This window comes from Syntrophaceae bacterium (assembly GCA_013177795.1).
GTDB lineage: Bacteria > Desulfobacterota > Syntrophia > Syntrophales > UBA2192 > UBA2192.
In genome coordinates, this window is sequence record JABLXY010000001.1 from 595,637 (window position 1) to 609,662 (window position 14,026).

Here is a 14,026-nt window from a genome sequence, read left to right on the forward strand (position 1 = left end):
ATGGAAGAAAAGAAACTGCCTGATGTGCTCAAGAAGGAGACGAGCCGTCGTGACTTCTTGAGAGGAACCGCCACGGCCGCGGGTGGCGCACTGGCCATCTCCGCCATCGGCGGCATCGCCCCGAAGAAGGCCGAGGCCCAGTACTCGGTCCAGTCCGCACCGGGCACCAAGCCCTACGCGCAGAAATTCCTCTTCGCCGAGAGGCACAACTGCACGGGCTGCCGCAGCTGCGAATTCGCCTGCTCGCTGTTCCACACCGGCACTGCCCGCCCCGCCCTGTCGCGCATCTACATCGCCAAGTACAAGGACATCGTCGACGTGCCCGTCATCTGCTGGCAGTGCGACGACGCGCCCTGCATCGCCGCCTGCCCCACGACGCCCAAGGCCATCCAGCGTGACGCCAAGACCAACGGCATCGTCCTCAACGAGAAGATCTGCCTGGGCGCCAAGTGCATGAAGTGCCAGGAGGCCTGCCCCGCCAAGTACATCCGCGGCAACCCCGACACGGGCCAGCCCCTGATCTGCGACCTCTGCGGCGGCGACCCCCAGTGCGTCAAGGCCTGCCACGAGCAGGCCGGCAACCCCCAGGGCCCCTGCCTCATGGGCCGTCCCGTCGGGCTCGGCGTCAACATGGCCTACCGTTCCGTGACGCCGGAACAGGCGGGCAAGGACCTCGCGAACCTCCTGTTCTACCCGAACGTTGAGGGCAAGCGGGTCGTTCCTGCGAAGACCAGGAAAGGGAGGTGAGAACGATGGCAACACCCAAAGGCGGAAATTTCGGAAAGGTACTGGAGATCGACCTCAGCAAGCAGACATACAAGACGCGGCCGGTCTCCGATGAGATTCTGCAGCAGTACATCGGCGGCCGCGGCCTCGGGGCCTACTACGCCCTCACGGAGTACAAGGCGGGCAAAAACCCCTTCGATGAAGACGCCTTCGTGTTCATCGGGCCGGGGCCCCTGTCGGGCACCATGGCGGTCTCCCACCGGACCTGCTTCGTGAACATCAGCCCCCTCACGGGCCGCCTGAATCACGCCGAGTGCGGTGCGCATCTGGCCAGCGAGATCAAGTTCGCCGGCTGGGACGGCATCTACATCAAGGGCAAGGCCAAGAAGCCCGTCTGGCTCGCCATCGTCAACGACAAGGTGGAGTTCAAGGATGCCTCGAAGATGTGGGGCAAGACCACCGACGAGGCCCACGAGATGATGGTCAAGGAGATGAAGGACCCCGAGATCCGGACGGCCGTCATCGGCCCGGCCGGCGAGAACGGGGCCCTCCAGGCCAACGTCATCGTCGAGCGCTTCCGCGCGGCATCGCGCAGCAACACGGGCCCGGTCTTCGGCGACAAGAAGCTCAAGGGCTTCGCCGTGCGCGGCACGAAGTACGCCGTGCCCGTCGCAGACAACGCCAAGTTCCTGGCCGCCGCCAAGACCGCCAAGGAGCTCAACATCCAGGGCGAGGCCTGGGAGGGCCTCAAGCGCTGGGGCACGGGCGGCCTGATGGAGCTCAAGCACTTCCTCCACGGCTCGCTCATCACGAAGAACTTCCAGACCACCTGGTGGCCCGACGTCGTCAACATCGGCGGCGAGGAGGCAGCCCGGACCTTCTGGAAGCGCCATTCCTCCTGCACGAATTGCCCCGCCCATTGCCTGAAGCTGGGCATCATCCGTGAGGGCAAGTACAGGGGTCTCGTGGCCGAGTCTCCCGAGTACGAGTCCGGCGGTCTCCTGGGCTCGAACCTGGGCATGAAGAAGTTCGACGAGATGACCGCCCTCATCGAGGCCTGCGACGCCTACGGCCTTGACAACATCTCCACGGGCGGCACGCTGGCCTTCCTCACGGAGGCGATGGAGAAGGGTGCCATCAAGCCCGCCGACCTCGACGGCCTGAAGCCCAAGTGGGGCGACGGTGACACCTACATGGAGATGATCCGCAGGATCGCCTACAAGGAGGGCAAGGCCGGCAAGTTCATGGCCCAGGGCGTGGCCCGGATGTCCAAGCAGATCGGCAAGGGATCCGACGCCTATGCTTGCGTCGTGAAGGGCCGCGAGCTGGCCGCCCACGACCCGCGGGGCGACAAGATCCGCGCCTACAGCTACACCATGGGCACCAACGGCGCCGATCATCATGAAGGCCAGGGCTCCAGGGCCCTTGCCATGACGGCCATGGCCGACTCGCTGTGCTCGTGCTCCTTCACTTCCATGCTCCTCTGGGGGGCCAGCACGGACAAGATCGTCACCGACATGCTCAACGGGCTGTGCGGCTGGAACATGAAGCCCGAGGACTACTGGACGACGGCAAAGCGGATCTTCACCGCCGAGCGCATCTTGAACGTCCGCGAGGGCATCAGCTCCAAGGACGACCGTCTTCCCAAGCGGTTCTTCACGGAGAAGCTGCCCGCAGGGCCCCGGAAGGACGCCGTCTTCACGGAAGAGGATCAGAAGAAGATGGAGGCCGACACCTACGGGTTCTTCGGCTGGGACGCCAAGGGCATCCCGACGGAAGCCACCCTCAAGGCCTACGGCATGGATGCCTTCATCGGCGAGCTCAACGCGGCAAAGAAGAAGTTCAATCTCTAACCGTTTGATGTCAACGGCAAGGGCGGGCGACGCGCTCGCCCGCCCTTGCTTTTCTTTTCATCCTTGTTTATCGCGCTTTCGGTCCGGTACCGCGGAGGAGAGGGGTCGGTGACACGGAACCTGAAACGACCAAGGGACACTTGCACCTATGGCCTTTTCACGAAGGGACACGATCCAGCTCCTCGTCAGCGGCGCCGTCTCGACCGTCATTTTCGGCCTGTTTAAGGCTAGCGGGGCGAAGGAAATCCCCCGCCCGCCCGGGGCGCTCGAAGAGAAAGCCTTCCTCGCACACTGCGCGCGGTGTTACCGGTGTGTCGACGTGTGTCCCACCGACGCGATCCGTCCCGCCGGTCTCGCCGGGGGCATTGCGAGCTTCGGCACGCCCATCCTGCTGCACAAGGAGTGCATCTTCTGCATGGCCTGCATCCGGGAATGCCCGACGGGGGCCATCGCGAATATCTCCCGCGACGAGATCGACATCGGCAACGCCGTCATCAACCGCGAGACCTGCCTCGCCTGGACGGGACAGGAGGACTGCACGCGCTGCTTCGACGCCTGCCGCTACGACGCCATCGTGCTCGAAAAAGGCAAGTTCCCGGTTGTCCTCGAGGACCCCTGTACCGGCTGCAATGCCTGCGAGAAACGCTGCCCCACGAAGCCCAAGTCCATCGTCACGATCTACGACAAGGTCAGGCGGATCCCCGCGCCGGAGAGGCGGATCGCCATGCGCCGCGAAGAGGAAGACGAGCGCGGCCACGGCCGAAGGGAGGGCTTCGTGGACTGGCTCAAGGGCCGCATCCAGAAGCTCAGAGAGCATTACGGATTGGTCAAAGAAGACGAAGAGGAGTGACATGAAGAGGACGTATTGAATCTGTGCGTTTGGGGGGTTCGGAGAAGCCGACGGGTGAGGGATCGTCCGCGGCCTCTCCAAGCTTCACAAGCTCGCAACTTCCATCGTGTCGGCGCAATCAGAGAATGCAGGACATGGCAATTCGCAAGAAGACAATTCTCGTGGTCGGCGGCGGGGTGGCCGGGATATCGGCGGCCCTCGACCTGGCCGCGGGCGGCCACCGGGTGCATATCGTCGAGAAAAACCACGACCTCGGCGGCCAGGCGGCGAAGCTCGACAAGTTCTACCCGACGGACCACTGCGCCTTCTGCCCGCTCTGGACGGAGATCCGCCGCTGCAAGGAAAGCGAGGCCGTCACGATCCACACGCTGAGCCGGATTGAAGCCCTGGAGCAGGCCGGCGACCGGCTCAGGGCCGTGATCATCGAATCGGCGCCCGTCGTCGATCCCGCGCTCTGCATCTGCTGCGGCCGCTGCGAAGCCGCCTGCCCGAAGGGCGCGGCCCGCCCCATCTGGGAGCACGCCTACCCGCCCGTCTATTGCATCGACCGGGAACGCTGCGGGGCCTGCCGCGCCTGCGTGGAGGCCTGCCCCACAAAGGCCATCGCCTTCGACCGGGGCGAGCGGAAGATCACGGTGGACGCCGACAAGGTCATCTGGGCGGCCGGCTTCGACGAGATGAGTCTTGCCCCGATGAAGGAGTTCGGCTGGGGGACCCACCCGGACATCCTCACGTCGCTCGAGTTCGAGGCCTGGAAGGCCGAGGCGGGCGACAACCGGGGGAAGATCCTGCGCCGCTCGGACAGGGCAGTTCCCCGGAGCATCGCCTTCATCCAGTGCGCCGGCGCCCGGGACCTGAGGCTCCTGCCCTACTGTTCGGCCGTCTGCTGCATGCACGCCCTCAAGCAGGCCCAGTGGGTCAAGCGCAGAAACCCCTCCATCGACTGCGTGATCCTCTACACGGACCTGCGCACCGTGGGACGGGGTTACTACGAATACGCCCTGCGCGACTTCAACGGCAACGGGGTACGCCTCGTCCGGGGCCGACCCTCGATGATCCATCCCCTGCCCGGCGGCGGCATCGCCGTGCGGTACGAGGACACGTCGACGGGCAGGCGCGAGATCCGGAGGTTCGACATGGTCGTCCTCAACGGCAACCTGAAACCGTCCCTCCCGCCGCGGCCCGCCCCCGAGGCGGGACCCGAACTTGGCGACGAGGGGTTTGTAAGCTCGACGGCCGTTTCCTGCGGCTTCGTCATGGAGCCCGCGGACGTGACGGAGTCGGCGATTCAGGCATCGTCGGCCGCCTTGCGATCGGTCCTCGGAACCAAAGGCTGAGCTCATGACCAAGACAGGCGTCTTCCTCTGTAACTGCTACGGCGAGATCGGCAAGGTCATCGACCTCGAGTCCATCCGGAAGAGGCTCGAGGCCGACCCCACAGTGGATTTCGTGTCGGTGCGGGAATCCCTCTGCATGCCGGGTGACGCTGCCGAGGCAGGCGCCCTGATGCGCGAGCGCGGCATCGGCAAGGTCCTCCTCGGCGCCTGCTCGCCTTACGGCAGGATGGAAATGGTGCGCCAGGCCCTCGCGAAGGAGGGTGTCGACGTCAGGACGGTGCGCGCCGTGGACCTCCGTGAAGGCTGCGCCTGGGTGCACGGGAAGGACCCAGCGGGGGCGACGCGGAAGGCGGCAAACCAGCTCGACATGGAACTGGCCGTCCTGCAGAACATGCAGGACTCAAAAGATGTCACCGTCCGGATCCAACAGGGCGCCCTGGTGATCGGGGCGGGTCCTGCGGGCCTCTCCGCGGCCTGCGGACTGGCCCGCCTGGGGTTCGAGGTGCATCTTGTCGACCGCGGAACGGCGCCGGGCGGCCTTCTCAACATGGTCACACGGGTCTACCCGTCCGACGTGCCGGGGCCCGAAAAGCTTGCGGCACTCGTCGCCGAAACCCGCAGCAATCCCCTGATCCGCTTCTACGGCAAGACGAAGGTCGCCTCAGCGAAGGGCTATGCAGGGGATTTCAAGGTCTCGCTCGCGGGTCCCGAGGGGAGCACGAGCCTGCGCGTGGGGGCCGTCGTGCTCGCCACGGGGGCGCGCATCCTCTTCCCCCAGGGGCTCTACGGGTACGGCAAGCTCAAGGGCGTGATCACCCAGATGGAGATGGAGCGGCAGTTCGCGTCGGGCAAGCCCGTTTGCCGTTCGGCCGTCTTCGTCCAGTGCGCGGGCGCCCGCAGCGCCGAGCGGCCCTACTGCTCGACGATCTGCTGCCCCCTGTCGCTCAAGAACGCTATGCGGATCCTCGACGAGGTTCCCGGTGCGAAGGCCACCGTCCTGCACCGCGACATCATGACCCCGGGAAGCGCCCTGGAGGCCTATTACCGCAAGGCCCTGCGCAGGGGCGTGCAGTTCATCCGCTTCGATGCCGACAGGCCCCCGGAGGTGCGGGGCGACGGACAGGTGAGCGGCGTCGAGGTCTTCGACGCGATCAACGGGAAGACCCGGACGGTCGAGACGGACCTGCTCGTGCTGAGCACGCCGCTGATCGCCGACCCCGAGAGCGCGGCGCTCGCCCGCATGCTCGGGGTCCCCGCGGACAGGCACGGCTTCATCGCCGAGGTCTACCCCGTCCACCCCGTGGAGACGCTCAACGACGGCGTTTTCATATGCGGGACGGCCCGCTGGCCCGTCTCGTCGGACCAGGCCATGGCGCAGGGCGAGGCGGCTGCCGTCAAGGCGGCATCATTCCTCGGACAGCAAACCGTTTCGGCACTTTCCATGAGCCGGGTGCCGGGGGCCAAGCTCGGCCACGCGACGGCAAACGCCGAGACGTGCACCGGCTGCGGCAACTGTGTCGCCGTCTGCCCCTACGGGGCCTGCAGGCTCCAGCGGACGGGCAACCGCTCCGTGAGCCGGGTCATCAAGGTCCGCTGCAAGGCGTGCGGCAGCTGCGCGTCGGTCTGCCCGAACGGGGCCATGCAGATCCCCGAGCAGAATTACCGGGTCACGGGCGAGATGATCCGGCGGGCCTTCCGGGAGGTGCTCTGACATGTCCCCCGCCGCAAGGAATGTGAACATCCTCGTCTTCGCCTGCCGCTGGTGCGGCCTCATCGGGGCCGACGCAGCCGGGCGCAGGCGCGTGGAACTGCCCGCCTCCTTCCGCGTGATCCCCGTGGAGTGCGCGGGCTACGTGGAGCCCGACGCGGTGATCCGGGCCTTCGCCAGCGGGGCGGCGGGTGTCGCCGTCTTGGGCTGCCACATCGGCGGGTGCCGGTTCAACGACGCCAACCACCCTGCCCTCAAGCGCCTGGAGTTGCTCAAGACACTCCTGGACACGACGGGCATCGGCGCCGACCGCCTCCTGTTGGGGTTCGGCACGGCCCACGAATACCACCAGTGGGCCGACACGATCCGGGCATTCCACGAGCACGTGGCGGGGCTGCCGTCCATGGCGTCGTGGCTGCCAGCCAAGCAGTGACAAGATGGGTGAAATCAAACAGGGCTGGTGCCCGAACTGCAATCTTGAAAAAGCGATTGAGCGGGATTCTGGATAGCGAAGTTTGACGCGTTTTCGGCAACCGCTCTTCGCGAAGCGAAACGTCCGCAGCGCGAACTGTTTGAGCCCGAAGGGCGAGTTTTCGCGTCTGCAGTGCAGCGAGCGTTAGAGCGGTCGACCGGGGGCGCCTTCCGTCAGGAGGCGCAATCATGACATGCTCATCCTTGCCGGGTCGCAACTGAAAGTTGCGACAAAACCGTCAATGAGAATTCCCTGCGGGAATTCAGAAACTCAGGGAAGGGTTTTCGCTGTCATGATGCTCGCGTCCCCGCAGCAAGCTGCGGGTCGCGTGCAACCGTTTTCGCAGGAAGAATCCTGCTCATGAGCTTGCGGACAGCAGTCCGCAATGATCGGAAGATGCTGGAACAGGTTAAACAGAAAGCAAGAGCAATCCTCGAGAGGAAGGAAGCCGACGGCGTCCTGGGGCTCCGCAAGGGTCCCTTCGACGTGATCCACCCGCACGTCTTCACAGCACCGGCTGAGCTGGATGCCCTCGTCTTGGAGCCCAAGTGGCTCTTTGCGAAGATGGCCCGCTCGATCCTCCGCGACAGGCCGGCGCCCTACAGGCTCGCGGTCGTCGTCCGGGGGTGCGACGAGAGGGCGATCGTGGAGCTGGCCAAGCGCGGCCAGATCGACCGCGACCGGCTCCCCACGATCGGGTATGCCTGCGATGCCGACCAGGCAAGGGCCTGCCTCTGCAGCCGCCCCTACCCCGAGAAGCTCGACGCGGGAACGGCCGTCGATGGCATCGACCCCTTTGCCGACGAGCGGGTGAAGGCCTACCTCGGGGGCAAGGCCGCGGAGAGGATGGAGAAATGGGCCGCCCAGCTGAGGCGCTGCATCAAGTGCTACGGCTGCCGCAACTCCTGCCCCATCTGCATCTGCGTCCCCTGCAAGCTCGAGGACGATGTCTGGGTCGAGCGCGGCGTCATCCCGGCGGAGATGGTCCCGTTCCATCTGATCCGTGCTTTTCACCTGAGCGACACCTGCGTCGCCTGCGGGGCCTGCCAGGAGGCCTGCCCGGTGGGCATCCCGCTCATGACGCTCCAGCTCTCGATGCGGGCGGCGCTGAAGAGGGACTACAACTACGAGGCGGGCCTTGACGCGGAGCGCAAGTCCCCCGTCCTCTTCGACTTCATCAAGGAACCCCGTCCGGGCCAGCAGGTCCCCGACTGGGTCGACAGCGCGGGAAAGAAGCCATGAACCCCGAATTCATTCGGACCATCTGCCCTTACTGCGGAACGGGATGCGGGCTCGTCCTCAAGGTCGAGGGCGGACGCGCCACGGCCTCCTACCCCGACCGGGAAAACCCCGTCAGCCGGGGGTCGCTGTGCGTGAAGGGCTGGTTTGCCCACGAGTTCGTCCATCACCCCGAGCGTTTGAGGGCACCGCTGCTGCGAAAGGGCGACTCCTTCGTCGAGATCCCCTGGAAAGAGGCGATTGCGCTCGCCGCGCGGAAGCTCCGGGAGACGGCCGATGCGCACGGCCCCAACAGCGTCGGCGGTCTCGCCTCCGCCAAGGTCACCAACGAGGAGAACTACCTCTTTCAGAAGCTCATCCGGGCGGCCTTCCGGACCAACAACGTGGACCACTGCGCCAGGCTCTGCCACGCCGCAACCACGGTGGGCATGCTGCAGACCCTCGGCAGCGGCGCCATGACGAATTCCATCTCGGACCTGGCCGGCGCGGACTGCATCCTCTTCATCGGCTCCAACGCCGCCGAGAGCCACCCCGTCCTCATGGGCGAAGTCTACAAGGCCCTCGACCGGGGGGCGACGATCTACGTCATCGACCCGCGGGAGACGCCCGTGGCAAAGAACGCCCGCAGGCTCCTGCAGATCAACCCGGGCACGGACATCCCGCTGCTGGCGGGCATGATGCGGCACATCGTCGACAGGGGGCTCCACAAGACCGACTTCATCGAGAAGAGGACGGAGAACTTCGAGGCCCTCCGGACGTTCCTCCAGGCCTGGCCCCTCGACAGGGCGGCCCGGGAGACCGGGATCCCCGAGAGCGTGATCCGCGAGGTCGCCGAGGCCTACGCGAAGGCCGAGAACGCCGCCATCGTCTACTGCATGGGCATCACGCAGCACGCCTGCGGGGTGGCCAACGTGATCGCCATCTGCGATCTCGCCATGCTCTGCGGCCACGTGGGCAAGCCCTACTCCGGAATCTACCCCCTGCGCGGCCAGAACAACGTCCAGGGCGCGTGCGACATGGGGGCCCTGCCCAACCTCTATCCCGGCTACCAGCCCGTGGCGGACCCCGCCGTGCGGGAGAAGTTCCAGAAGGCCTGGAAGACGGAGCTCTCCGACAAGCCAGGCAAGACCGTCACGGAGCTCATCACCGCAGCGGGCAAGGACATCCGCGCCCTCTACATCATGGCCGAGAACCCCTGCCTGAGCGACCCCGACGTCAACCATGTCATGGAGTGCCTGCAGCGGCTCGACTTCCTGGTCGTGCAGGACATCTTCCTCACCGAGACGGCGAGGTTCGCCCATCTCGTCCTGCCCGCCGCCTGCTTTGCCGAGAAGACGGGGACCTACACGAACACGGAGCGGCGGTTCCAGCTGGTGCACAAGGCCGTCGAGCCGCCCGGAGCGGCGAAGACGGACTTCGAGATCCTCTGCCTCATGGGCGAGGCCCTGGGTCTGGCCTTCGACTACACCACGCCCGAAGAGGTGATGGCGGAGTACGCGGGTCTCGTCCCGGCCTACGCGGGGATCTCCTTCGACCGACTGGAACGGGCCGGTCTGCAGTGGCCCTGCCCCGATGCCGGCCACCCCGGGACGCGGTTCCTGCATGGCACGACGTTCACGCGGGGGCTCGGCCGCTTCGTCGTGCCCGACTACACGCCGCCCATGGAGATGCCCGACGCAGAGTACCCCTATTACCTCAACACGGGTCGCGTGTTCGCCCACTACCACACGGGAACGATGACGAGGCGATCGCCTTTCCTGAACCGCGAGATCGAGGCCCCCTACGTGGAGATCCACCCCGCGGATGCCGCCGCGCTGGGCGTCGGTCCCGGCGACCGGGTCCGTGTCACCTCGCGCCGGGGCAGCATCGTCACGACTGCGCGGATCTCGGACCGGGTCGTCAAGGGAAGCATCTTCGCCCCCTTCCACTTCACCGAGGCGAGGGCCAACGTGCTGACCAACCCGGTGCTCGACCCGGCCTGCAAGACGCCGGAGTACAAGGTATGCGCCGTGAAATTGGAAAAGGACCATGAAGCCGAGGCGCGATAGGATAGAGGAAGCAAAAACGGTATCCGGGGCCGCCGGCTGCGTCGAGTGCGGCCGCTGCGTGGCGGCTTGCCCCATGGCGGAGATGTACGCCGATTTCGGCATCCAGATGTCGCCCAGGGGCATCATCAAGAAGACCCTCGTGGGCGACGATGTCGTGGCGGACAGGAACATCTGGTACTGCACGGAGTGCAACAGCGGAACCGACGTCTGTCCCCAGGGGGTGAGCTGCCGGGACCTGATCCGCAAGCTCCGGGAAGCGGCCATCGAGGAGAACGTCGTCGAGGACGCGAAGCGCTGCCGGGCCTGCGGCCGGTTCTTCCTGGCCGTGCCCGTCGAGGATTTCGTGCTCGGCAGGCTGAAGGCGGAGCCGGCAAACGTCCTCGAGGCCCTCGAGACGTGCCCGTCCTGCCGGCGCGAGATCTATTTGCTGCGCAACGCATGACCCGCCCTCACCTCAATCCTCCCCCGCCGGGGGAGAGGACTTGCGGGGCAAGGGTTCCCAGAGGACCGAACAGACTGACAGACCGGACAGACCATTAGAATGGAAGCATCCAGACAGCTCGAACCCCAACTGACACTCGAGGACCTGCGGCCGCGCAGGCCGGAGAAGAAGACGCTCTCCGACCGCTTCATGCCGCGGCGAAACGGCTACATCCTCTTCGACCCCGAGAAGTGCACGGGCTGCGGGACCTGCGAGATGATCTGCTCGACGCGCAACGTCGCGAAGGTCGCCCCGGCATCGGCCAGCGTCAAGGTCCTCACCGACGAGAGGCTCGGGAAGAACTTCGCCGTTCTGTGTCAGCATTGCCGGAGGCCCCTGTGCCTCGAGGCCTGCCCCACGCGGGCCATCGAAAAGGGCGACGACGGCATCGTGCGGATCAACGACCTGTTCTGCGTGGACTGCGGCCTCTGCACCATGGCCTGCCCGGAGGCCGCCCCCCTCAAGGACCCCGGAAGCGGCGATATCCACAAGTGCGATCTCTGCGAGGGGGACCCGCTGTGCGTGAAGCACTGTCCCGAGGGCGCCCTCACCTATACCCGCGGCAAGGCCTTCCGCTGGATCAAGGCGGCCCGCTGGGGCGTCCAGGCCTTGTCGTTTCTCTTCCTCGTCATCCTCGTCGTGGGCACCTTCTGCTGGTTCCGCGCGGGCACCGTAAGCCTTTCCTGCCCGACGGGGACGCTGCAGAACATCGCGTCGTCGGGGACGCTGATCCTCGTGGGCGCCTCGTCGGCCCTGGCCCTTCTCATCCTGACGGTTCTCTTCGGCAGGGTCTTCTGCGGCTGGGTGTGCCCCTTCGGGTTCGTGCTGGACCTGGTGGACAAGATCGTCCCGAAGAGAATCGGCTGGCCGAACTTCCTGAAGAGCCGCATGGCCAAGTACGGCATCCTCGGCGGCGCCTTGGGGAGCAGCGCCGCCGTGGGCTTCCAGGCCTTCTGCACGGTCTGCCCCATCGGAACGCTGTGCCGCTCCTACGGGGTGACGTCCTTCATGCAGAGCGCCGAGCTGGCTGTCGTGCCGGCGCTGGCGGCAACGGAGCTGGCCGAGCGCCGCTCCTGGTGCCGCTACCTCTGCCCCGTCGGCGCCACGCTGGGCATCGCGAGCCTGCTGCGGCTCCTCAAGGTCGTCATCGGCGCGCGCAAGTGCAAGAAGTTCTCCTGCATCCAGTGTGCCGAGGTCTGCCCGGTGGGGATCATCAATGCCGATGAACTCCGGGAGGGCATCTCCCCGAAAATCCCCATGACGGAGTGCATCATGTGCCTGCGCTGCGTCGACCGCTGCCCCTATGACGCGGCAAAGATCCGTTTCCGTTGGCAGAAAGCGACCCCCGGGGAGGCAAACCAATGAGCCCCTACCAGCCTTTTTACAACGGGAAAATCGGGGTCGTCGACCTGACGATTCCGTCGTCCTACACGCTGGATCTCCCGGCGGAGATGTGCCGGGACCACATCGGCGGGGCCTCGCTGAACGCCCGGATCCTTGCGGACTACGAGAGCGACAGCCTCGTGTTCGGGACGGGACCGCTGACGGGGAGCTTCGCCCCTGCCTCGGCGCTCCTGGTCGGGACGTTCCGCTCGCCCCGCTGGGACCACCTCTGCCACGTCCCCTTCATGCTGCGCAGCGGCCCGGAACTGAAATTCTCCGGCCTTGACGTCCTCGTTATCCGCGGCTCCGCGAAAGAACCCTGCGCCCTGTCCGTCAGCCGGGGGCAGGTGCGCGTGCTGCCCCTGCCGGATTCCCCGGGCAAGCCCATCCCCGATCTGATGCAGATGCTCCGCCGGAGAGCCCCCGGGTTCCGTGCCTCCATCGTGACCGGCCCCGCGGCGGACCGGCATTGCCCCCACGCGTCGGCCTCCGTCGACACCCACGGCAGCCCCGACAGGGTCGGGCTGGCCTCGCGGATGGCCGCGAAAAACCTCAAGGCCGTGCTCCTCAACGGCATCGGGGGCCTTCCCTTTCTCGAGAATCATGCCTCGCTTTCCAAGGCGCTGGAGAAGTCGCTTCAAGGCACAGGGGCGCTTTCGGGCAAGGGGTTTCTCCCCGCCGTGCGGAAGCTCGAAGACGCAGGTGACGCGGTGAAAGCCCTGCGGCGAGGGCTCGGGCGCAACCGGGCCTGTTACCACTGCCCCTGCCCCTGCATGAGCTACGCGGCACCCGGGAAAACGGGACCGGACAAAGAGTCGCTCCTCCTGATGGACCATGCCGGCTTCGCTGCCCTGTCCCGTAAGTCCGAGCATTCCCTGCACTTGCTCCGCAGATGCCTCGCGCTGGGGCTCGACCCCCTTGCCGCTGCCCAGTCCCTCCGCGAGGACCGCCCCCTCAAGGAAGCCCTGGAGGCTGTCGAGACGCTCGCCGCAGCCGCAACCCCGCTCGACGACGAGGACCACCCCTCGGCCCCAGGGATCGACACGCGGGACTACCGCCTCCTGGGCGGCGGCATCACGCCCCTGTCGGCGGGCAGGGCATGGACGGAGCGTGCGGCCGCGGCCCTGATCCTGGGCATCTGCCCCGTGTTCATGCAGATCGCCGGCCGGCTGGACCGGTCCGATCTCCTGCGTTTCCTGTCCCCCGACGCGGAGGAGGTGAAGACCCTCGCCGCGAAGCTCGACGGTCAGGTGGAGATGCTCCTGGAGGGGAAAATACCGGAAGGAAGCGCGTAGCGCCCGGCGTCAAGCGTAGGGACACATAAAAGCCCCGGAATCGAATCCGGGGCTTTTTTCCTCCGCGCTCGGCTCTCTGCGCCCGAGTCAGTCCGCAAAAAATGCCGGCAGCAGCTCCGGGGTCCTGCCCTGCATCTTCTGCCGCTTCTCCTCGAGGGTCTTGCACTCGATGCACAGGGTGGTCACCGGCCGGGCCATGAGCCTCTTGACGCCGATCGGCTCGCCGCACTCCTCGCAGATGCCGTAGGTCCCGGAGTCGATGCGCTCGATGGCCTCCCTCATCTTCATGATGAGCTTCCGCTCACGCTCCCGCATGCGGATCTCGAGGTTGAGGTCGGACTCCTGGGAGGCCCGGTCGTTCATGTCGGGAAGCTTCTCCTCGTTGCCCGCCATGTCGACCACGGTCTTCCCCACTTCCGCCATCAACTCGTTGATCTTTTCCTGGAGCATCCTGCGGATCAGTTTCAGGTCCTTGGCTGTCGCGGGCTGAACCTTGGCCACGCCTTGTCCCCCCTTGAAGCAGGGCGTTGCATCACGCCCTCGGCATTTCAGTTATTCATGAAATGTGCCAACGGTTTTTCCCCATAGCACACTTTCCTCTCTTTTTGCTATAGTATAATCACTTCCCGGAAAG

12 protein-coding genes are annotated in these 14,026 nt (G+C 66.1%); 11 read left to right on the plus strand and 1 reads right to left on the minus strand.

The genetic code is table 11. The features are described 5' to 3' along the window. The 11 genes from HPY67_02745 (at nt 1) to HPY67_02795 (ending at nt 13,392) form a co-directional block, all read left to right on the plus strand. The gene (locus tag HPY67_02745) at nt 1-747 is read left to right on the plus strand and encodes a 4Fe-4S dicluster domain-containing protein (GenBank protein ID NPV03632.1); all 747 of its coding nucleotides are present in this window, start codon (nt 1-3) and stop codon (nt 745-747) included. 5 nt (nt 748-752) lie between these two features. After that, nucleotides 753-2,579, plus strand: coding sequence for a hypothetical protein (locus tag HPY67_02750; GenBank protein NPV03633.1), 1,827 nt, complete (start codon nt 753-755; stop codon nt 2,577-2,579). A gap of 148 nt (nt 2,580-2,727) precedes the next feature. Continuing rightward, the gene (locus tag HPY67_02755; protein NPV03634.1) at nt 2,728-3,429 is read left to right on the plus strand and encodes a 4Fe-4S dicluster domain-containing protein; all 702 of its coding nucleotides are present in this window, start codon (nt 2,728-2,730) and stop codon (nt 3,427-3,429) included. A 134-nt stretch (nt 3,430-3,563) separates the two neighbouring features. Beyond that, the gene (locus HPY67_02760; GenBank protein NPV03635.1) at nt 3,564-4,766 is read left to right on the plus strand and encodes a CoB--CoM heterodisulfide reductase iron-sulfur subunit A family protein; all 1,203 of its coding nucleotides are present in this window, start codon (nt 3,564-3,566) and stop codon (nt 4,764-4,766) included. Nucleotides 4,767-4,770: 4 nt separating this feature from the next. Continuing rightward, nucleotides 4,771-6,477 carry a CoB--CoM heterodisulfide reductase iron-sulfur subunit A family protein gene (locus HPY67_02765; GenBank protein NPV03636.1) on the plus strand — a complete coding sequence of 569 codons (1,707 nt, stop codon included), beginning with the start codon at nt 4,771-4,773 and terminating at the stop codon, nt 6,475-6,477. Between the two features lies 1 nt (nt 6,478). Next, nucleotides 6,479-6,907: a hydrogenase iron-sulfur subunit gene (locus HPY67_02770; protein ID NPV03637.1), complete on the plus strand. Its 429-nt coding sequence runs from the start codon at nt 6,479-6,481 to the stop codon at nt 6,905-6,907. 435 nt (nt 6,908-7,342) lie between these two features. Then, nucleotides 7,343-8,188, plus strand: a complete 846-nt coding sequence (locus tag HPY67_02775) for a 4Fe-4S binding protein (protein ID NPV03638.1) — start codon at nt 7,343-7,345, stop codon at nt 8,186-8,188. Beyond that, complete coding sequence (gene fdhF / locus HPY67_02780; protein ID NPV03639.1) at nt 8,185-10,233, plus strand: formate dehydrogenase subunit alpha; 2,049 nt, start codon at nt 8,185-8,187, stop codon at nt 10,231-10,233. The genes HPY67_02775 and fdhF overlap by 4 nt, the downstream gene beginning before the upstream one ends. Then, a complete protein-coding gene (locus HPY67_02785; protein ID NPV03640.1) occupies nt 10,214-10,675 on the plus strand; it encodes a 4Fe-4S dicluster domain-containing protein in 462 nt (153 codons plus the stop codon). The genes fdhF and HPY67_02785 overlap by 20 nt, the downstream gene beginning before the upstream one ends. 99 nt (nt 10,676-10,774) lie before the next feature. Beyond that, nucleotides 10,775-12,079, plus strand: a complete 1,305-nt coding sequence (locus HPY67_02790) for a 4Fe-4S binding protein (protein NPV03641.1) — start codon at nt 10,775-10,777, stop codon at nt 12,077-12,079. Next, on the plus strand, nt 12,076-13,392 hold the full coding sequence (locus tag HPY67_02795; protein NPV03642.1) for a hypothetical protein: 1,317 nt from the start codon (nt 12,076-12,078) through the stop codon (nt 13,390-13,392). The genes HPY67_02790 and HPY67_02795 overlap by 4 nt, the downstream gene beginning before the upstream one ends. Before the next feature lie 87 nt (nt 13,393-13,479). On the opposite strand, the gene dksA is transcribed toward HPY67_02795, so the two are convergent. Beyond that, nucleotides 13,480-13,842 (minus strand): RNA polymerase-binding protein DksA, encoded by a 363-nt coding sequence (dksA, locus tag HPY67_02800; protein NPV03643.1) that lies wholly within the window; start codon nt 13,840-13,842, stop codon nt 13,480-13,482. Nucleotides 13,843-14,026 lie beyond the last annotated feature (184 nt).